This is a genomic window from Croceitalea sp. MTPC5, from assembly GCF_036985505.1.
Lineage (GTDB): Bacteria > Bacteroidota > Bacteroidia > Flavobacteriales > Flavobacteriaceae > Croceitalea.
Genome location: NZ_BTGQ01000002.1, coordinates 522338 through 542699, shown reverse-complemented (window position 1 = coordinate 542699; position 20362 = coordinate 522338). Strand labels below are relative to the sequence as shown.

At 39.1% G+C, this 20362-nt stretch carries 17 protein-coding genes and 1 pseudogene; 6 read left to right on the top strand and 12 right to left on the bottom strand.

From position 1 onward, the window contains the following. Positions 1-32: 32 nt before the first annotated feature. The 6 genes and pseudogenes from AACM45_RS20390 to AACM45_RS07515 form a co-directional block, all read right to left on the bottom strand. Positions 33-275, bottom strand: a pseudogene (locus AACM45_RS20390) (C1 family peptidase); the annotation flags it as partial. Between the two features lie 21 nt (positions 276-296). Beyond that, on the bottom strand, positions 297-1097 hold the full coding sequence (locus tag AACM45_RS07535) for a hypothetical protein (RefSeq protein WP_339141786.1): 801 nt from the start codon (positions 1095-1097) through the stop codon (positions 297-299). A 160-nt stretch (positions 1098-1257) separates the two neighbouring features. Beyond that, positions 1258-2166, bottom strand: coding sequence for a DJ-1/PfpI family protein (locus AACM45_RS07530; RefSeq protein ID WP_339141785.1), 909 nt, complete (start codon positions 2164-2166; stop codon positions 1258-1260). A 236-nt stretch (positions 2167-2402) separates the two neighbouring features. Then, positions 2403-3365, bottom strand: a complete 963-nt coding sequence (locus AACM45_RS07525; RefSeq protein WP_339142392.1) for a GlxA family transcriptional regulator — start codon at positions 3363-3365, stop codon at positions 2403-2405. Between the two features lie 146 nt (positions 3366-3511). After that, positions 3512-4672 (bottom strand): iron-containing alcohol dehydrogenase, encoded by a 1161-nt coding sequence (locus AACM45_RS07520; RefSeq protein ID WP_339141784.1) that lies wholly within the window; start codon positions 4670-4672, stop codon positions 3512-3514. A 222-nt stretch (positions 4673-4894) separates the two neighbouring features. Beyond that, entirely contained in the window at positions 4895-5167 is a 273-nt protein-coding gene (locus AACM45_RS07515) for a hypothetical protein (protein ID WP_339141783.1), read from the bottom strand. 510 nt (positions 5168-5677) lie between these two features. On the opposite strand from AACM45_RS07515, the gene AACM45_RS07510 reads away from it, so the two are divergent. Further along, positions 5678-6499, top strand: coding sequence for a TauD/TfdA dioxygenase family protein (locus AACM45_RS07510; protein WP_339141782.1), 822 nt, complete (start codon positions 5678-5680; stop codon positions 6497-6499). Positions 6500-6896: 397 nt separating this feature from the next. Here AACM45_RS07510 and AACM45_RS07505 read toward each other — a convergent pair whose 3' ends face one another. From AACM45_RS07505 to AACM45_RS07485, 5 genes are read right to left on the bottom strand one after another with little or no spacing between them, the layout of a single operon-like run. Then, on the bottom strand, positions 6897-7940 hold the full coding sequence (locus AACM45_RS07505; protein WP_339141781.1) for a D-alanine--D-alanine ligase: 1044 nt from the start codon (positions 7938-7940) through the stop codon (positions 6897-6899). Continuing rightward, positions 7937-8659 (bottom strand): NRDE family protein, encoded by a 723-nt coding sequence (locus tag AACM45_RS07500; protein ID WP_339141780.1) that lies wholly within the window; start codon positions 8657-8659, stop codon positions 7937-7939. Before AACM45_RS07500 ends, AACM45_RS07505 begins: the two co-directional genes overlap by 4 nt. Beyond that, positions 8647-9135: a DinB family protein gene (locus AACM45_RS07495; RefSeq protein WP_339141779.1), complete on the bottom strand. Its 489-nt coding sequence runs from the start codon at positions 9133-9135 to the stop codon at positions 8647-8649. Before AACM45_RS07495 ends, AACM45_RS07500 begins: the two co-directional genes overlap by 13 nt. After that, positions 9128-9793: a hypothetical protein gene (locus tag AACM45_RS07490; protein WP_339141777.1), complete on the bottom strand. Its 666-nt coding sequence runs from the start codon at positions 9791-9793 to the stop codon at positions 9128-9130. Before AACM45_RS07490 ends, AACM45_RS07495 begins: the two co-directional genes overlap by 8 nt. Positions 9794-9797: 4 nt before the next feature. Continuing rightward, positions 9798-10244, bottom strand: a complete 447-nt coding sequence (locus AACM45_RS07485) for a YHS domain-containing (seleno)protein (protein ID WP_339141776.1) — start codon at positions 10242-10244, stop codon at positions 9798-9800. Between the two features lie 299 nt (positions 10245-10543). Here AACM45_RS07485 and AACM45_RS07480 point away from each other — a divergent pair, with 299 nt between their 5' ends. Continuing rightward, positions 10544-11098, top strand: a complete 555-nt coding sequence (locus AACM45_RS07480; RefSeq protein WP_339141774.1) for an RNA polymerase sigma factor — start codon at positions 10544-10546, stop codon at positions 11096-11098. 129 nt (positions 11099-11227) lie between these two features. Here the strand turns inward: AACM45_RS07480 and AACM45_RS07475 are convergent, their stop codons facing one another. Then, entirely contained in the window at positions 11228-12598 is a 1371-nt protein-coding gene (locus AACM45_RS07475; protein WP_339141773.1) for a sigma-54-dependent transcriptional regulator, read from the bottom strand. Positions 12599-13203: 605 nt separating this feature from the next. Here AACM45_RS07475 and AACM45_RS07470 point away from each other — a divergent pair. From AACM45_RS07470 to AACM45_RS07455, 4 genes are all read left to right on the top strand, one after another. Further along, a complete protein-coding gene (locus AACM45_RS07470) occupies positions 13204-14088 on the top strand; it encodes a helix-turn-helix domain-containing protein (RefSeq protein ID WP_339141772.1) in 885 nt (294 codons plus the stop codon). 561 nt (positions 14089-14649) lie between these two features. Beyond that, positions 14650-15648 carry a type I glyceraldehyde-3-phosphate dehydrogenase gene (gene gap, locus AACM45_RS07465; RefSeq protein ID WP_339141771.1) on the top strand — a complete coding sequence of 333 codons (999 nt, stop codon included), beginning with the start codon at positions 14650-14652 and terminating at the stop codon, positions 15646-15648. Then, entirely contained in the window at positions 15645-16745 is a 1101-nt protein-coding gene (locus AACM45_RS07460; RefSeq protein ID WP_339141770.1) for a S1C family serine protease, read from the top strand. The genes gap and AACM45_RS07460 overlap by 4 nt, the downstream gene beginning before the upstream one ends. A 10-nt stretch (positions 16746-16755) precedes the next feature. Then, positions 16756-20346, top strand: coding sequence for a phosphoesterase (locus AACM45_RS07455; RefSeq protein ID WP_339141769.1), 3591 nt, complete (start codon positions 16756-16758; stop codon positions 20344-20346). The last annotated feature ends 16 nt before the right edge of the window (positions 20347-20362 follow it).

The window sequence follows — 20362 nt, the reverse complement described above, 5'->3', positions numbered from 1 at the left end:
ATGGCGAAATGGGTAATTCTAATTGTACCCGATTACATCAATGAATTTCTACTTTTTGATTCTCTTTGTATTATTTGGTTCCGAAATGATGAATTACATTTTCTACTGCCATAAATACCGTCTCTATGCACGGTAACGGAAACCGTTCGCAATCTGAAGTAATTTTCAGAGAGATACCAATACCCGTTTAAACCATGGTCACTCCCCCAAGTGTTTTTAAGGATGTAGAACTTTTCTCCATTTCTGTCATAGGTAATACCCACCAAATGCACATTGTGTTCGTCACGGGTCGTTTTTCACTCAAATGCACTTTGACGTTCCTTTTGGGTAATTTGCGCTAAGGTCTCATACTCTCCCTTTATCGTTACATAACCATTGTTCCTGAAATCTTCTTTGGCCCCAATATCACCGTCCCATGCCAAGGTATGGCCATTTTTTATGGCCGCATCGCTAGTGTTGATGAATCGCTTTAGTGGTAAGTTGTAATACGCTTTGTTCCGCCAATTCGCAGAAATGTCCAAAACTACGGCTTGACCAAAAGGCAGATGATTAAAAGAGGCGAGTTCAATATAGTCATCGGCTTTTAAAGGAAGATGATTGTCCGCATATTCTTTTGGTACTTCATCTAGATAATTGTTTAAAATATCGGTAACAATGCCAATTGCCTTCTTTTGATTAAATGAACCTGATTTGATAGTAGCGTCTAAACTTGATTTGATTAAAGTGTTCATCTCATTTTCTGCAGTCATTCTGTCTAGCACTTCCTTCTTGGTCTTAACGGTTGCAAGCTGACCGTCATATATTGATTCTGGTACTGCTCCGTATTTTTCAAATATTTCTAGTACTGAAAATATCAGGTCACCACTATTGAAATGAGATTTTCCATGATTTATCAGATAGTCTTCGGCATTCTCTAGGTAATTGTAATAGACAAAAAAAAACGAAGACAACTCAGGGATATCGTGGCCCAGACGCCATGCTGCGGCTTCTAAGAATGAAGTAGATGCAAAACTCCGGTATTGCGCCGTATATTTTTGATGTTTTAAAGGGGTAGAGGGGACCAGGTGGGTTTGTGTGAAGCCGTTTTGTAGAAACACAACTCTGAACGAGCAGGGCATCTAATGCAACCAAAAATGCTTTTTTGTTTTTTTAAATACTATAGGCTTATTCATTTAAGCTTAAGATCAGCAGATTATCTATTTACATGGTATTTGACGTGGCAAGGGTGTTCTTTTGACGGTGTATTGTGTAGTTTTATTAGTTCAATTTCTTGTAAAGAATCGTTTTATCCTCAGAACTGTGATACCCTGAAACCGAACCGTTAAGATCTCTTTGAAATCTTACTTGATAGCCATTGACCCCTTTAAAGGTATCTTTGTTGAGATAGAAAAGCGGGTAATTCTGACCTTCTAATAGTGCGTAAATGGAGTTTTCTCGTTCATTGAATTTCACTTCTACGTTTAATCCGTTATCAAATTCATAAGTGCCCAAATAGTCTTTTAGGTTATCAACCTCCATAAAATAGTGATACGGGTCAATATCGGTCAATAGTAGTCCTTCACCTGGTGTCCACTTATCGTACTCAATGTAATAGGCCACTTTACGGGCATTGTTGAATCCTTGAATTTTTGCAACCAAATGTAATGCCCCATCAATACCGGCAGAAATCCCAGCCGTGGTTATAACATTTCCGTGGTCGACATAGCGCACATCTTTGAGTACCTCGGTTTTCGGATAGTCTTTTTCCAGTCCGTTCAATGCTGTATGAAACGTGGTTGCTGTTTTATTCTCCAATATTCCTGCTTCTGCAAGTATAAAGGCGCCTGTACAGACTGAAAAGTAGTATTCAATGTTTTCTTGCTTTTGCACCCAATCAATCACTTCATTGTCTTGGTACGCACGGGAAGCGTTTCCACCAAAAAAAGCTAAAATATCGGCCTTTGGCGCAGCTTGTAGGCTGTAATCGGGTACAATTTTCAAAATACCCTGTGATAAAATAGTATCTCTGGTTTTTGAAACGGTAAAAACCTCAAAGCCTGCATAGGAAAAGACTTCCATAGGTCCAGCAAAATCCAAGATTTCAACACCGTCTTGAAGGTAAAACGCTATTTTTTTTGTGGTGTTTTCATGATTTATTTCCAATTCTTTTTTGTCTATAAGTTCCATAGTACAATGGTTGCATGTTCCCGGTTGTTGAAACGTAAGCGCATCGCAATCACTATTGCAAGGTGGGCATACGTATAAAGTTACCTCGTTAGCGCTTTCTTGGGATAGTGTAAATTGAAAAAATAGCAAGAGGGTAACTAAAGAAATGCATTTCATAGTTCGTTGATTTTGTGATGAACTACAAATGTAGGGTCATGCCTAAGACGATGAAAGGACAATAATACGCAGCATAAGGACTATTTTGAAAGGGGCGTAATTTCGGTCGGAAGAACATCCTGATGTTTTTTCAATATAGTGCGCAGTTGGTTGGTACTTTTCAATCCGCATTGTAAGGCTACAAAATCCACTTTATTTTTTTTAGCTAATAAAGCAATCGCTTTTTCGACCCGAATCTTTTCGAGATAACCTCCGATGGTAATACCGCAAGTCTTTTTGAACAAACGTGTCAGGTTTCTTTTACTCATATGCACGTGGTCGGCCAAATCTTCGGCCGTCGGAGCCTCTTTCAAATGGTTGATCAGATAATCTTGGGCATTATGAATACGATGGTCAAGATGGTTTCGATACTGAAGAAAAACACTCAATTGGGGGTCAGAAGCACTTCTTCTAAAATAGATGACCACTTCTTTTGCAATGTCGACGGCTAGTTTTGTTCCGTAAAACTGTTCAAGCAAATAGAGGGAGAGGTCTATGCCCGAAGCCACCCCGGCACTGGAATGGACATTTTTTGAACTCACGAACAATCGATCTTTTAGCAGGTTGATTTTTGGAAATTTTTCGAAAAACCTTTCAAAATACTTCCAATGGGTGGTAGCTGTCTGACCATTGAGAATACCTGTTTCTGCCAGAATAAAGCTTCCGGTACATATAGAGCATATATGCACTCCTTTTTGATATTGCTCAGTAACCCAGTTTAAAAATGGTCGAATGAGTTTAACAAAGTTTTTGTCGGAAATTAAATGATAGTCCAAACCGGGAATAAAAACGATATCACCAGCCTGAAGTTCGATTGACTCAAAAAATTCCAGCCTATTGAAATATAGGCCTGCGCTGGTCTTAATTTCAGTATGGTGATCTAAGGATACAAAATGCAATGCCATCGCTACGCCAGATTCTTTGGCTTCATAGAAAATATGGGCCGGCCCATTAATGTCCAACAAATGTACTTCTGGCGGTATGGTAAAACAGACTTTTCTGATACCATCAAAGTTATTAAACCAAAACTAAAACCTCGATTAGGGAAATGGCAATAACGCCAGTATTTTGATTTTTCACTGTTCTAAAAACGTAAAAAGCTTCTCATTATGAAAAGCTTTTTTTAATTACATATGTTGTTTTGAAAATTTCAATAAGCCATTTCAACAATTTCAGCAGCAACTTCAGGGGTAATGTCTTGATGCTCGCCAAGGGCGGTCATACCTTGGTCGGTAAGGCTTTGGGCAACTTTTTGCGAAAATCCCTCATAGGTGTCGGTATAATCGCGTAATCGTGTTTTTATACCCAATGATTGGTAGAAATCTTCTGTTTTTTGAATTGCTGTTTTGGCTTTTTCTTCCATGGTTCCCTCTTGAATATTGAAAACACGTTCGGCATATTGCGCCAGTTTTTCTTTCTTCGTTTCAAACTTCTTGGTATAGGCGCTGGGTAAGATAATGGCCAACGTTCGGGCATGGTCAATACCATAAAAAGCAGTGAGTTCATGTGCGATCATATGTACGCTCCAATCTGTTGGTACTCCCTTTTGAATATACCCGTTAAGCGCCATGGTACAGCACCACATGAAATTGGAGGCCGCCTTGTAGTCAGTTGGGTCTTTTAGTACCGTTGGGGCAATTTCCATCAAGGTTTGTAGAATGGATTCCGAAAAGCGATCCTGTAACGGTGCGTCGGCAGGGTAGGTCATATATTGTTCCAATACATGGGTAAAGGCATCGGCTACCCCATTGGCCAACTGCCTTTCAGGAATACTGCTTACCACGGTAGGGTCACAAATTGAAAACTCGGGGAACAACCCAGGGCCACCCATGACCATTTTTTCATTGGTCTCTGAACGGCTTACTACCGCACCACTGTTCATTTCACTTCCGGTGGCAGGTAAAGTCAATACCGTACCAAAGGGCAAGCCCTTATAGGTCCTTATTTTTTTTGCCAAAATATCCCAAGGGGTAGCACCTTCGTACAGTGCTGCAGAGGCTAAGAACTTGGTGCCATCAATGACCGAACCACCGCCAACAGCAAGCATGTAACCAATATCCTCTTTTTTAATGATTTCAAGTGCCTTGAGCAGCGTAGTGTATTCTGGGTTGGCTTCAATACCTGAAAACTCAATGAAATCATGGTCTTTAAGTGCTGTCACCACCTGGTCGTAAATACCATTTCTTTTGATACTGCCCCCTCCGTAGAGTACCAATATCTTTTTGTCTTTAGGTACTTCGGTGGCTAATTTTTTCATTTCACCCTTGCCAAAAATCATTTTTGTGGGTACATATAATTCAAAGTTTCGCATAGCTTTATTTTGATTTAATAGTGCTAATTTCTTGATTAGTTATTAAATAAAAATTGATTTATGATAAGAAAACCGTAATTAAGATATCGACATTCAACTTTCGCATTAAGTCTGATAAACCTGTGTTGCTGCTAATCCAAGTATCCCAAATGCTGTATATTCAATACGTTAATCGAAAATTTTAAAGGCTGTCAGCTACGGAAATTATTTTTTGCCCACATATTAAAGGCCAGTTTGGCCAACGCGGTCATAGGCACTATATGTATCATGACGTTCAACCAATACATTTGAAATCAGCTCTAATGCAACCAGTAGGGCGCCCGCTATGTATATTGCTGTATCGCCTAGAAAAGCTAGACCACTGGCTTTTAAAAAATAATCAATATTGTTCTGAAAGCCAACGACTCCTGAAAATGCGGCAATAATTTTTTCAAGTGCTTCCCAAACAAATAGAAGGCCAAATCCAATTCTGACAAGTAAATTCCCCGTATTCATAAAGTTATTTTTATATGGTCTTAGCTTAAAGCATGCCAATATTTTAATCGATTGATTTTTAGATAATTGAAAATTTTAAAATAGTAATGCTTCCTCCCAAAAACTGGACTACTCCATAATACCGTAGCTTGAAGGAATCTATTACTTAATTATAGCTTTTAGCCTTTTTAAGTTGATCATAAAGCATAATAGGCCCTCATATGCTTTTTCAAGATTGATAGCCCAATGCAGTATACGGGGTTTAAAAACATCAAAACTACAATATATTGTAGGTACACATACAACCTTGATATGATAAGCAAATGAATTTCAACAAGTTGTGTTTTTTGAAGGGCTGGCACGATTCTTTCTTCATTAGACAGTGTGTTGTAAGGCCAACGGTATAAAATGTTATTCAGTTTCTCTATAGTGACCTTTTTGTTTACGAGACAATCCAATGGCATTTATGTTGCAGGTGATACGAACGTATTGCGACTCAAAGCTATTTAGAAATGAAATTGTACTAAGCCGATGATAAGAAAACTGATATCTAAAGTGAGGAATCTAGATCCATCACCAAAATCCACTTTAGAAAGTAAGCGGATAAATGAGCATTTGGGGGCAGCATTGCTAAACTTTTCTGATATCACTAAAATAGGCCCAAATCAAATTAAAGCGCTTAAGCAAAAGATTGCTAAGCATAAATTGGTGCTTATCAAGGGAGCCAGGGTCTGGACAGAAAATGAACAAGAAGCATTTACAAAAAAGCTGGGTATATTAGAACAACCAGCGGTATACTCCTTAAATGAGAAGAATGGTATCAATCCTTCATTCAGAAAAAGAAAGACCCGACAAGCAGGGGTTTTATGGCATTCTGATAACTCTTATAATAAAAGGCCGTCGTATTTGAGTGTTTTTCAGATGGTCAGAATACCGCAAGAAGGGGCAAAGACCGCTTTTGCCTCGTTGATCAACCTATATCTAAATTTACCGCTCTCAGAAAAAGAAAAATGGAAAAACTACAAGGTGCTTTATAGGGAAGACATACGGCATCCGTTATTGTGGAAACATCCCTATACGGGAGAAGATACGATTTACTTTGATTTAGGCTTTACCCAAAATATTCTGGATGATTGTAAGACAGGGGGTAAGCTTGCCCTTAAAAAAGTCAATGAAATTGTAACTTACATACATGATGAGCTCTCTCGCGAGGCCTCACTTTATATCCATAATTGGGAGCCTGGTGATGTAATTATAGTTGATAATTACGCCGTATCACATCGGGCGGAATATCTTTTGGATGACGAAGAACGTGTTCTCGTACGGACTACAACAGAGGGTATTTATTTTTGATGAATCATTGTTCTTGCCGAATTGGTCCATATTGGTACAGGGTCGTTACGAAGTTGATCTAGTTAATGGTCTGTGCCTCATAATTGCTGGGGTGCTTCGAAATCATTTGATATTCAAAAAAACACCAAGAAATAGGGGGCACAACTTACACCAAGTAAAAGGTCGGTCTTGAACATATTATCGACATAAACCAGCGAAGTGAGATAATCTCCAGTATATTGTGCACTAAGTGTGAACGGGGTAAACGCTGTTCTCAAAAAGAATTCACCTTAGGTTTTGAACCCGGAACACAAAAATTAGACATTTGGGGAAAGTACACCATTGTAAAACATGAACTTATTGAAAGACTATTGAAGCTTACTTGTTACAAAATGCCGGTATGGGCCAGTGGATTGGGCTAAATCTGGCGCAGTTGCTTCTCTAGCTGTCCATTTTGTTTTAGCATGGACAAGCCTTCTTTAAAGCTTAAATATTTTACCCCTTTGCAAAAATTCGCTTGACTTATTTTTTGCAAAAGAAACCAATGCCTACAGATTTCCTTCCAAGCATAAAAAATGGTGTGCGAAGAATCATAAATATGCGTTGGCTCACTACCCGCACCATTAATTTCGATGATACTGTAGTTGATCCCTTGGGTAAAATCTTCTAAAGAGGTGAGTTTTACATCCAATCTGCCGTAATAAAATTGTGGAACGCCTTGACAAATGGCATTGACCCTTTCCGTCAATTCAGGTGTTATCGCGTTTGATAAATCCAAAAACCGGGCACCAAGGGTATGGCTGCCAAAAGACATCAGGGTAATTTTTTCTTTATTCCCCGGAATGGTTTTCAGGTAGGAACCATACTTTTTTCGAAGTCTATTCAATTGTAGATGGCTTCTTGGGTTTTCAATGATCAATTCCCCAACCGTACTTTTTCCATTACCTGTAATGGTTAGAAATTCTTTTGAAACGATTCCTGTAACATTACCTTTTTTTTCGTTAGGATGCCGCACGTAAAAAATACCTACTTCATTTGGGTGTGAAATGTATTCTTGAATTATGTAATCGGTTTTGTTCTTTTTCAAGTACGCGGCAAGTTCTTCACCGTCATGAATTTTGGCCACACCTAAGCCCTTCATGCCAATATCGGGCTTAATAATGAAGGGGAATGTGATATTTGTAGCGGCGCAGGCCTTCAAAATGGCATTACTATCGGTATTATTTTGAAAATGTAAGGTTTTTGGTATATGCTCTTCAGGAATCATTTTATAGATATCGTCTTTTGATTCCATGGCCATACCGCCATTTTTTATTTTAGGATTGGCGGCATTGAAAAAGAAAAGGGAACGGGATTTAATGGACAGGTATATCCAAATGGGAAAAAGTGGATAATAAATAAACTCCATGGACCAATATTCCCAATGAAAAATACGATAGAAAAATAGATTGAAGTTTTTCATAAGGGCTGCAGTTTCTCCTTTTTAAGGCTTAGGCGCTCTGAGTGGTTGACTTCTTCGGTCAAATCACTGTAATTCATTACAATCTGATTATTGTCTAAAAAAGCCTGGGAAATTGATACTGTCCTGTGGCCCGTTGGCCTATCGATACGAAACCCGCCCAAATTATGGTCTTTTTTATGGAGTTCAAAGATACCCTTAGGGGTTACCTTATCATTATTCTGGGTAAGGTTTTGAAGTGCAAATTGCCGAGAATGCTTTTCTTCAAGGTTGTATAAGGTGGCCGATGACCACAAATGGGGAATATCTTTCGATAATCTCTTTTTATGTTTCCCTCGTCCGTCCCATCGCATATCGTATAACTCGTTCTCATGAAAAAGTACTAAGGTAAAAGGGGCAATGTTGGTCAGGTCCATCGTATCTATTGCCGTAATGGGAAATCTTGAACTTATTATGTCCAAAACAATAAGGCCCCTGCTCTTTTTATATCCTGTTTTTCTTGTATAATTAGTGAAAGCACCATTAAGAAGTACACAAACGGTACCAAATTCATTCGATGCGAACCAAGTACCGCCTGCTTCCCCATCTTTGGGAAAAAGCAAGTTTACGCTGTTTTTTCGCTCTATGATAGGGAGAAAGGCAGAAGGTCGACTTTGATGTTCATCGCGATTTGAGGTGAACACATAAGTGTCTTCTATTCGAACAAAACTTACTGTACACATTTCTTTCTGAATTCTATGGTTGCCGGCGCAATACCAAAAGAGCTTGGTAATGAAAATGGTTGGTCTAAATCTTGAATACCTACTTTCAAAAGCGCTTTGTGGTGTATTACGTGCTCTAAATTGTAAAGAACCTCCCTAAAATATGTTGATTGTACCTCTACGCTTTCGCCATTGAGACGATTTACCAAAAGTAGGTTCTTGTCGGGCCGTTCCAATGCTTCTTGAATAGCATTCAATGCGTCTATCGCTTTATGTACATCGGTTTCAATTTCAATATCCCGGGCTCTATCATCATAATCTATAACGGCTTTATCATAGCCTTTCAATAAGCACTGGTAGAGTTCGATTACATGTCGGGTATGTTGTCCGATACTTGAACCAGAGAGTGCCTCACAGGGCTTTGCGAAACAGTTTTCGGGTAGGTTGGCCAAAACAGTTTTGAGTTGGATAAGGGTATTATAGCTAGTTTCAAACATTTTTTAACGCGCTTTGATAGTGTTTTTTGTAAAAGTGTATGGTTAAATAGCTGGCAAGGGCCAAATAAATAATTCCAAAGATTATATTTAGTGTATAGTTGTATTCCTCATAATATTTTGAGATATAGGTGCCTCCAATAATATATACGCTTACTGCCAAAAAGGAAGCCAAACCTATTGCCAGAATATACGTACTTACGGCAGATAACGATTCATTGACCAGCCTTTTTTTAAGAAAAATGTTGTTCCACGCCAACCAATATGGTATTTGCAGCGGATTTAATATACCGATTACGATACCTAGTAAGAAGGCTGAATTTAAACCTTCAATGGCCTGCACCCCATAACTTCCCGAAGGATCGTCGAAAAAAGCTTTTACCGCCAAAAAAAGAATAAAGAGAATGGCGAAGGGGTAAATACCTTTTTCAATCCTATCACTAAAAGTACCAACCTTGAACTTCTTTAAAAGCAATAACACCACGGCCATTTCAACTAATACCGTAGCCAGGGTAAACAGAAAAGCACTGGTCACCTTACCAGATACCGTTAATTGTAAACTAGTAGTGGTTATGGTACCTAAAGGTAGCGAACCTAAGAAACTGACCCCAAAAGCGGCAAAGAAAATCTTCAAAAGGGTAGGGCGGTTTTTAGTTACCATAAAATTATTTGGCAATTACCTTTGACCAATTTTTATCGGCCTTGGAAATTAGTACTTCAGGGTTTTCTTTCGACCAAGACTCCAAGGTATTGTTTTTTCCAAAATTATAAAATAGAAATAAGCGGCCTTGGCGTATTTCAAAAGTTTCTGGATCTACTTTCACTTTTTTACCACTTACGGCTATAGCATAGGCGCAATAACCTCCATAGGCCGGTAAATATTTTTGGGGATCGGTCATAAACGATTCCAGATTTTTCTTTGACTTGAATCTAAATGTAGCACCTTGATAACCATATTCGAAGTCTTCACTTCCTTTGACGGGACCATCTTCAAAATACGATACAATATCATAACCTTCTAGAAAAAGGTTTTTTTTGGCATTCAAATGGCTTTTTTGGGCTATTGCCAGACTGGTTAAAAGCGTTAAAAATAGAACTAAAGTAGCTTTCATGTTTTCTCGTTTTTTGGTACAAATACTAAAAGGTAACAATTTATGGACTTTTTAGTTGGCTTTATCATAAGTCGATAGACTTTATGATACCTATCATGCTTTAATGCGAATTCGTGAACTGCAAATGGAATCAGCCCACAAGTTATTGTAAGAATATGTGACAACTACGGCATGTTGTAGGATGAGGGTTGCTTGTTTGATATTTAAAATTCTGAAATACAGTGTTTTACATTTTATTTGATTCTTGGCACAAAGATTTCTTAGTTACGATTGAACATATCTAATGAACAAGAATGCTTATGAAAACAACCATTAACCCAGATAATTGGATTCGAGATTATTACGATTATCTATTCAATTATGCAAAGAAGAAGATTTCTGATGAGAGTAAAGTGGAAGATCTTATACAAGACACTTTTATTGCAGGTTTGCGTTCTATGAAGAATTTCAGTCAAAAGTCAACCGAGAAAACATGGATTACCTCTATTTTGAAACATAAGATCATTGATTATTATAGGGCACAACAGACTGCTAAGGGTAAAATTGAGAGAAACATGCTTTCAAATGAAGAATATTTTCAAAAATATTTCAAAGAACCCGCCTGTATAATGGAAGAGGAAACTAAGTTTGATTATGTGGCAGAAAACAATCTTTTTTCGGCCAGGTTGTCACGATCTTTAGACAAGTTACCTAAAAAACAGGCGAAGGTATTTGAGATGAAAGTGATGAAGGAGTATGATACGGATGCCATCAGTGAAATCTTGAATATATCCCGCAATAATGTTTGGGTTTTGGTTTCCAGGGCCAAGAAAAACCTAGCCTCGGAGTTTGCCGAATATCGAAATGCCATTTGATTCAGGTGTATATTGTAGGGTTTAGTTGTGGCCAAGGGGTTCCCTTGGCACAACGGTAAGTTTGACGCACCTTTGCTCGGTACAATGAATTCTCTAAGATTACTTAATTAGGAATTTGATTTTGCCTTTTTAAGTAAAAAGATTTTCTTTGATGATTCCTAATTTCTTAATTCTGAAATCCAGGGTGTTGGGGTGTAGTTTTAAGATTTCAGCAGCACCTCCGGCACCCCTGATCTTGCCTTTACAATACTTAAGGGTATAGATGATCTGTTCCCTTTCGACATCTTCAAGTGATCGCAATTCGTGCCCCTTTTTGTTTTCTTCCTCATTGACCAATTGATCGCTCAGATCAAGATGAACGGTACCGTTGGTAGCCAATAATAAGGCCCTATCGATATAATGTTGAAGCTCCCTGATATTACCTGGCCATTGATAGGTTTTCATTTTTTTAAGGCTGAAATCATCAAATTCCATATTTGGTTTGTTGAATTTGCTTATGCCCCTTTTTAGAAAATAGTTGGCCAACGGAACGATATCTTCTTTGCGTTCCCTTAGTGGAGGTACTTTAATAGGAAAGACATTTAACCTAAAATAAAGGTCTGCCCTAAAATTACCTTCCTTTACTTCATCCGCGAGGTTTTTATTGGTAGCTGCGATTACGCGTACATCTATTTTTTTCTGAATCGAACCGCCTACCGTCTCAATCTCTTTTTCTTGGAGACAACGCAACAGTTTTGATTGGCTAGGCAAAGGCAGTTCACCTATTTCATCCAAAAAAATAGTTCCCCCGTTGGCTTGTTCAAACTTACCGATACGTTTTTCAGTGGCGCCGGTAAAACTACCTTTTTCATGTCCGAATAAGACAGATTCAATAAGTTCTGATGGTAACGTGGCACAATTTACCTTTACAAGACTTTTATTGCTGCGATTTGATGACTTAAATAGCGCTTCCATCATCAATTCTTTGCCCACACCGGTCTCCCCTTCAATAAGCACCGTTACATCGGTGTTGGCAACTTGTTTGATCATGGTCAATACATTCTTGAGCGGCATGCTTTCACCAACGATATGTTGTGATAAATCGATATCCTTCTTTACTACATCAACAGGTAAAGAACGATTTGAATTGCTCTGCAATTTTGTGAAAGCCAACTCTAAAGCCACTCGAATATCACGTTTATCAAAAGGTTTCAGAATGTAGCCCAATGGCTCGGTTTCATTCATTTTCTTTAAAATGGATGAATCTGAGTAAGAAGTAATATAGAGAAAAGGAATACTGTGCTTGTTTTTCAAGACCCCGGCAAGTTCAATACCATTGGAGTCACCTAAAATATTAATGTCAAGCAGTGCTAAATCGGGTTTTTCGCTTGTTATGGCACGAAGTGCCTCATCGGCACTTTTAGCCATTGCCGTTACGGCATAGCCAAGGTTCGAAGTTATCCTTCGAATATCTTGTGAGATAATAAACTCATCCTCAACAATTAGCAATTTACCTGACATGTTACTTATTGTTGTATTTGTTAATGCTTAAACAAAATGCACGTTTAGTCTTCATATTATTACTTTTAAGGAAAACTCACTGAGTGTATTGCTATTACTTCATAGGAACCGTTTGAATATTCCAAATCTTATTCAGAAGTCTGAAAGTTGTATAAGTCCCCGAAAGCAGGTTTTTAGAGTGCATCGGTAACACTAGATACTAAGAAAGCAAAAATAAACAAGGCAGGAGAATTTTGTGAAAAAAAATACTTTTTTCGATTTGATGGTTTTTTTCCAATTAAAATTTCAGGTTATTGAAGATAATTTCATGCTTTTTGTTTAACGATCTGACTGACATCCACTGTGCTCTTTTTCGCTTAATATCAACCAATTAAAAATTGATGGGAAGATTATTCAGGCCAAATATGAATTTCTTTTTTTGGTAGATCAGTATTAAAAACCTAAATAGTGTGATAGTACAATATCTTGTATGTATACCATAGTATCAAAGAACCACTGTAATTTATAAAACACTTATTATCAATTAGTTGAAATTATATGCTTTTCTGGCACAACCTTGGCTTGTAGCTAATCAATTATGATTATCCAACGAGAACATTTAAGGTATGATTGATCAATATGTAAATAAATCGGATGGTAGTATTCTAATCTACACTGACTTTTCAAATATTTCGTATCGCCCCTTGTTTATGGATTCCGCATTTTATAAGGTGGTATTCTGTGAATCGGGCAGTGCGAATATTATTGTTGATGGAAAAGAATTCGAGCTAAAGGAAAATGAACTATTATTTTGCAAACCCCTGCAAAGCTTGAGTGTCCCTAATTTGAGATCGAAGAACCTAAAAGCAGTTGCCTTCAATAAAACCTTTTTCTCACTACAAGACAATGATGAAGAGGTATCTTTCTACTGGTTTTGGTATTATGGCCCAAAGCAACCACTTAAAATAACGCTTAAAGATGGCGAAGCATCTGAATATGCAACGATGTTCAACTGTTTTTTAGATGAATTCAATAAACGCGATAAGCTATGTGAAGAAATGTTACGGTACGTTTTGAAAAGACTATTTGTCAAAACCAATACCATAGTCTTAGATGATAACTGCCTTCCCTTTATTCGGCAAAACCAACTGCAGACCATACGAAGGTATAATGATTTGATCGAGAATCACTTTCGCGAGAAGCATCAAGTGGCAGAATATGCTTCAATGCTTTCTAAGTCCCCTAAAACATTGGCCAACCTATTTAAGCGGTATGGTACAAAACCACCTTCAAGGGTATTGCATGAACGAATCGTTTTAGAGGCTAAAAGGCTTCTCTTGAATACCCCTAAAACAGCAGATCAGATAACCCATGAGCTGGGTTACCAACATGCCGGACATTTTTCTAGGTTCTTTAAGAAGCATGTAGGCATGACACCCATCGATTATCGCAATAAAAATGTAGAAAGCCTTGATAAGGGTACTTTGAATTTAAACAACGAAGCTATATGAAATCAATACAATCATCGCAATTTAAGAGAACGATCATGCTCGTTCGGTACTGTTTGGAATATTTTGGGGCCTATTTTAAATTTAAGGTCAAAGACCCGGTTTTGAGAAATTTTAATGCATTACTATCAGGAGTACTATAGCAGTTGAATTGAGCATGATCAATTTGTTTTCATCCAACAGTATCCAATTTTAAGGATTGCCAGGGGATAAGGGAGCAAAGTGATTTCCTGAAATTTGGCAATTCGAGATAGAATTAGTGTTTGGTTAGGTTGGTTAGTTTGTCAAAGAGGGCTACGAGAGCCCTCTTTGCAAGCTAAAAATTACAAAAAGGCGAGGGGGAAGGTTGAAATCCTTATATGAAGCTGGAAATCCAATGGTACCATCCGCGAAAATGTAGGCATCCATTAAACTGAATTACTTGTTATATTTAAAGATTTCCCATATATGTTTTTAATCGTTCATTACAATTCGATTCGAAGAACACCCGTGGTGATTACATGAAACATATTCTTAAAAGTCATAAACTAAAGAACCCTAATAGTTAACCTAAAAACTACACTAATGAAAATTGCAATCAATGGAATGGGCCGTATCGGACGGGCTGCATTAAAGATTATTTCAGAGACCGATGGCATAGAAGTCGTAGCCGTAAATGACATTGTACCCATAGACAACATTGTTTACTTGTTGAAATATGATTCAGTATACGGCATTTACCAAAATGAGGTTGACTATACTGATGATGGCAACCTTATGGTCAATGGAGGACAAATAGCCTACAGTAGTGAGCGTAACCCTGAGAACTTGCCATGGAAAACCAATGGCGTAGACCTCGTAATCGAGAGTACGGGTGTATTTACCCAACATGAAGATGCCGAAAAGCATATACGTGCCGGTGCGAAAACCGTTATTATTTCCGCCCCGACAAAAAGTATCGACACCCCTACGGTAGTACATGGGGTAAACTCACAAGATGGCCATACCAGTATATTTTCGTGTGCAAGCTGCACGACCAATAATATCAGTCCGATCGTAGAAATTTTGGGAAGACGAATAGGGGTTCATAAAGCCATAATGACCACTGTTCACGCCTATACTGCGTCACAGGCCATGGTCGATGGACCTTCAAAGAAAAATTTCAGGATGGGTAGGGCCGGTGCTGCAAATATAGTACCCACCACTACAGGGGCTGCAATAGCCACCACCAAAGCTTTGCCAGAATATTCCGGTAAATTTGATGGCGTTGCCATTCGCGTTCCAATCCCTGTTGGTTCGCTTTCCGATATGACCTTTGTTTTGGCCAAACCGGCTACGGTCGAAGAGGTAAATGCAATTTTGGTCGAAGAGGCAAATACCGAACGTTATGCCGATGTACTTGATGTAACAACAGCACCTATAGTATCTTCAGATATTGTTCAAAGCCCTTTTGCCTCTACGGTTGACTTGAGTATGACCAGAGTCGTAGATGGTGATTTACTCAAAATAATGACCTGGTATGACAACGAGTGGGGCTTTACCAATCAAATGGTGCGTCAAATCCTAGAAATCAAGAACCAATGAGAAAAAGCATAATCTTAGGTATCGTAACAAGCATGACGGTTTTCTTTGGTATTGCCCAAGAAATGGGCCATATTAAACCGTTACAAAGAAAAATACCGGCCAATCTTGAAGCCACTGAAAAATCGGTAGCCAAACTTTATCAAAAAGTGCTACCAGCCGTTGTAACCATATATACCCAATCAACGATTATCTCTAATAAAGGACCTGGGCGCCGAGGTGGATTGGGATCTGGGGTTTTAGTGTCAGGTGATTGTCATATTCTTACAGCGGCACATGTTGTAAATGGCTCCACGGATATCATGGTCAAGACCCAAGACGGTAAACTTCGAAAGGCAACGGTTTTGTTCAGTGAACCTACTGCCGACATTGCCTTATTAAAATTGGAGATTCCTGATAAGACACTCTATCATGCCACCATGGGTGATTCAGATAATTTGGCCGTTGGTCAAAATATCTACGCCATTGGAAGTCCGTACGGAATGGAAAATTCTTTTTCATCAGGAATCATCTCTGCCTTTAGGGGGTTTGATAAAATCTATGACGGCTCTGTAAAAGTGGAGTTTTTACAAACCGATGCGGCAATAAACTCCGGTAACAGTGGAGGCCCTTTATTCAACTCACAAGGGGAAGTCGTCGGTATAGCATCTAGTATATTGACCGTTTCAGGTGGTTTTCAGGGTATTGGTATGGCAGTGACCATCAACACCGCAAAAAATATTCTGTCGTTTGAAGATAGACCTTGGATAGGGATAGATGGGGTGTTGTTGCAACAAGAGGAATTCGCCAAGGTCTTCAACAGGGAACTTCCGGGCGGTGTTTTGGTACAAAGCGTTGCAGTGGGTAGTCCCGCTGAAAAGGCAGGCCTCAAAGCAGGCTTCATCAATGCTGAAGTAGCCGGAAGAAAATTGGTTCTAGGCGGGGATATCATTATTTCCATCGATGACCATGCGACCTGCCATATTGAATGCTTGCAAGAGGCAACGCGTCAAAAGGCCGATAAGAACAAAATGGTGATACGTTATTTACGCGAGGGTAAAGAATACAGTGTTGATATCGATGTATCAGAAACTAGACGCAATTTTTTAGAGACCGAATAAAATTTAGACTATGAACAAACCAGCACTTTTAAAAATACTGATCTGCTTTTTTCTAACGGTATCCACCTCAAAAACACTTTCGGCACAAGACCGATTGCCTGCGAAACAAATCGCCCACACCTTCTATGGCTTAGGGGATTATGGGGCAAACCAAAATTCGGCTGAAGCGCAAAGGAATTTGGATGCCCTCGCGGCTAAAGTTGCTTCAGGGGCAACAAAAAATACCACGGTACTGTTCTTAGGCAACAGTGCTTCAAAAAAGGGATTCCCCTCCAAAGGCGGTGAGTCGTACAAGACCGCTGAGGCAAATCTGACCACCTTGATAAATATGGCCAAGGGTTTTGATGGCAAAACGATTTTTGTGCCTGGTGATGAAGATTGGGCTTCTGGCCTTTCAGGTATCGAGAATCAAAAAAAGTATATTACGAAAGCCTTGGGTAAGAAGAGTTTTTTACCCAAAGATGGATGCCCTATTGAACGAATCGAGGTCAATGAACAAGTCGATTTGTTGATTTTAGACTCGCGATGGGCGATTATGGACTGGAACCGTTACCCGGGAATCAACCTTCATTGCGAAATAAGGACCAAAGAAGAGTTTTACGTTGAAGTAGAAAGTAATATCAAAAAAAGCGAAGGCAAAACGGTACTTGTGGCCATGCACTACCCCGCTCAGAGTTATGGGCGTTATGGGGCACGATTCAGTTTTGGCATCAATCCGAAAGATTTAAGTAATCAAAAATATAAAGAGTTCAGTCGACGGCTAATTACCATTGCCAGACAGGCCGATAATGTCGTTTTTTTAAGCGCACATGACAAAAACCTTCAGTTTTTTAGGGAGAAAGGTATTCCGATGATCATAGCGGGCGCTGGCGCAAAAGCCGAGCGTGTCGCAGCTAAAAAAGATGGCTTCGGTTCATCGAACTTGGGTTTTACGAAAATTACGCAATTTACCGATGGTTCGCTTTGGGTCAGTTTTTTTGACAACACCAATAATTATGCATTCAGTGTTTTTGATAAAGAAATACGCGCTGCCGATAAAGAGGATACTGCTACCATTGATTATAAAGAGCGTGAAACGCCCCAATATGTCAAGGCATCCATATATACCGAAGAAGAATTAAAAAGATCGGGTTTTTACAAGGCTCTTTGGGGTGCCCACTATAGAAAGGACTACAGTACGAAAATTAATGCCAAAACCGCATTATTGGACACGTTGTATGGAGGTTTGAAACCCCTAAGAAAGGGTGGGGGGCATCAAACCAATTCCCTTAGGCTTATTAATACCGAAGGAAGGGAATTTGCCCTGCGTAGCGTTAAAAAAAGTGCATTGCGCTTTATTCAATATTTTCTTTTCAAAACGGAATATTTGAAACCCGATGTCGAAGAGACGTATTTTGTACAATTACTTCAAGATTACTGGACGACCGCAAACCCTTATGGCGCATTGACTATAGGCGATTTGGCCGATGCAGTTGGTATATTACACCCGAATCCTGAATTGTATTACATACCCAAACAAGAAGCGCTAGGGGGGTACAATGAAGATTATGGTGATAAGCTGTACTTTATTGAAGAGCGATTGACCAAAGGGCAAGAAGATGTGACCACTTTAGGCGAAAGTGATAAAATTGTAAGCACATTGAAACTATTCGAAGAATTACGGGATAAAGAGGGCTTAAGTATTGACGAGAAATTATACATTCGAACCCGAATCTTCGACAACCTTATTGGTGATTGGGATCGTCATGCCGATCAATGGAAGTGGGCAAAGTATAAAAGGGAAGATGGTACTTCGTTTTACAAACCCATTCCAAGGGATCGGGATCAGGTATATTCAGATTTTGACGGCTTTATTTTACGTTCCTTAACGGTTTTGACCCCTCCCTTGCGTTTTATGCAACGTTATGATGGTACCTATAATTCGGTGAAGTGGTACAATGATGCCGGTGATGACGTCGATTTAGCGGTATTAAAGAACCATACTAAAGAAGATTGGATTGCCGAGGCCAGGTTCATAAAAAAACATATTACGAATGACATCATTGAAAAGGCATTCAAAAATATACCGCCAGAAATGGATCAAAAGAAAGTGCAACGGGTCAAGACTGCGTTAAAGGGAAGGCTTGCCAACATTGAAAAGAATGCCATTGATGTATATGAATATCTCTCACAGTGCATTCTGGTTACAGGTACCGATGATAAAGACCTTTTTGAGATTTCCAGGGTAGCTGACGGTAAAACCCATATTAAGGGGTATCGCTTTAAAGATGGTGTGAAAGGTGATTTGTTTTGGGATGTGTCTTATGACAATGCCAATACCGGTGAGATTTGGGTGTATGGTCTTGGTGACGAAGATGTGTTTCGGGTATATGGCGATGGAAAAAAACGTATTCACATCAAGATCATTGGTGGAAATGGCAATGATCGCTACGAAGTTGAAAATTCAAAGAACATCAAGGTTTACGACTACAAATCACAAGAAAACACCTTTACGGGCAAAGTACCCAAGATGTTGTCTGATAATGCAGATTTGAACACCTATTATTTTAAAAAGCATAGAAGGGATTTGAGCACATTCACACCTTTGATCGGTTTTGATCCAGATGATGGTTTGGGTGTCGGATTGCAGTATAATTTTCAAAAAAACTCTTTGGTGCGAAACCCATTTACCGATGACCATCATTTAGGGGTGACCTACTTTTTTCAGACTAGGAGTGCGCAAATATTTTATTCGGGAGAATTCGCACATATCTTCAATAATGTGAATTTCGGACTTGAAGCTGGATACAGTAGCTCTAATTTTACAGATAACTTTTTTGGTATCGGTAATGATACCCCAAACTTTGATGACGATTTAGGCACCGATTTCAATAGGGTGCGTAGAGAACGATTCTTTGTAATGCCTTCATTGGTGTTTCGTGGTTATCATGGCAGCGAAGTACGCGTAGGTGTGGGCTATGAAAGTGTTGAAGTAGAACGAACCCTTGGTCGGTTTATTGAAACGGCTGACGTTTCTGAAGATGTTTTTGACGGACAAAGTTTTATAGGTGGTGAGTTCACATATCTATATGATAACCTTGCCCAGTCCATTGTCTCAAAGAGTGGTATTGGTTGGGGTATTACTTTAGGCTATAAAAGCAATATCGATAATGATAGAAGTTTTGCATACGCCCTTCCTTATTTGAGGGCAGCTACCAAAGTGGACAAAAAAGGGGTTTTGGTACTGGCGTCAAAAATGAGGGGACATATCAATTTTGGAAATGATTTTGAATTCTATCAAGGAGCAACTCTTGGCGATGGTGATGGATTGAGGGGTTTTCGACAAGAACGTTTTACAGGAAAAAGGGCGTTTGCACATAGCACGGACCTACGGTTATCTTTAGGACGTCTACGCAATGGGATCATCCCCATTTCAATGGGGGTTTATGGTGGTTTTGATTATGGTAGGGTCTGGATACAAGACGATACCTCTTCAACTTGGCATACCTCACCAGGAGGCGGCATGTATTTCTCCCTAGGTGGTTTTTCTGCCTTGAATCTGGCTTATTTTGCTTCTGATGACGGAGGGCGTTTCACTTTTGGTCTCAGTTTGCCTTTTTAAGTAATAAACCCAAATA

Excerpts from the sequence above, each read along its gene's own strand:
- AACM45_RS07530 (WP_339141785.1), bottom strand. The coding sequence starts at position 2,166 with ATGGAACTTATAGACAAAAAAGAATTGGAAATAAATCATGAAAACACC.
- AACM45_RS07520 (WP_339141784.1), bottom strand. The coding sequence starts at position 4,672 with ATGCGAAACTTTGAATTATATGTACCCACAAAAATGATTTTTGGCAAG.
- AACM45_RS07515 (WP_339141783.1), bottom strand. The coding sequence starts at position 5,167 with ATGAATACGGGGAATTTACTTGTCAGAATTGGATTTGGCCTTCTATTT.
- AACM45_RS07510 (WP_339141782.1), top strand. The coding sequence starts at position 5,678 with ATGATAAGAAAACTGATATCTAAAGTGAGGAATCTAGATCCATCACCA.
- AACM45_RS07505 (WP_339141781.1), bottom strand. The coding sequence starts at position 7,940 with ATGAAAAACTTCAATCTATTTTTCTATCGTATTTTTCATTGGGAATAT.
- AACM45_RS07500 (WP_339141780.1), bottom strand. The coding sequence starts at position 8,659 with ATGTGTACAGTAAGTTTTGTTCGAATAGAAGACACTTATGTGTTCACC.
- AACM45_RS07495 (WP_339141779.1), bottom strand. The coding sequence starts at position 9,135 with ATGTTTGAAACTAGCTATAATACCCTTATCCAACTCAAAACTGTTTTG.
- AACM45_RS07490 (WP_339141777.1), bottom strand. The coding sequence starts at position 9,793 with ATGGTAACTAAAAACCGCCCTACCCTTTTGAAGATTTTCTTTGCCGCT.
- AACM45_RS07485 (WP_339141776.1), bottom strand. The coding sequence starts at position 10,244 with ATGAAAGCTACTTTAGTTCTATTTTTAACGCTTTTAACCAGTCTGGCA.
- AACM45_RS07480 (WP_339141774.1), top strand. The coding sequence starts at position 10,544 with ATGAAAACAACCATTAACCCAGATAATTGGATTCGAGATTATTACGAT.
- AACM45_RS07475 (WP_339141773.1), bottom strand. The coding sequence starts at position 12,598 with ATGTCAGGTAAATTGCTAATTGTTGAGGATGAGTTTATTATCTCACAA.
- AACM45_RS07470 (WP_339141772.1), top strand. The coding sequence starts at position 13,204 with ATGATTGATCAATATGTAAATAAATCGGATGGTAGTATTCTAATCTAC.
- gap (WP_339141771.1), top strand. The coding sequence starts at position 14,650 with ATGAAAATTGCAATCAATGGAATGGGCCGTATCGGACGGGCTGCATTA.
- AACM45_RS07460 (WP_339141770.1), top strand. The coding sequence starts at position 15,645 with ATGAGAAAAAGCATAATCTTAGGTATCGTAACAAGCATGACGGTTTTC.
- AACM45_RS07455 (WP_339141769.1), top strand. The coding sequence starts at position 16,756 with ATGAACAAACCAGCACTTTTAAAAATACTGATCTGCTTTTTTCTAACG.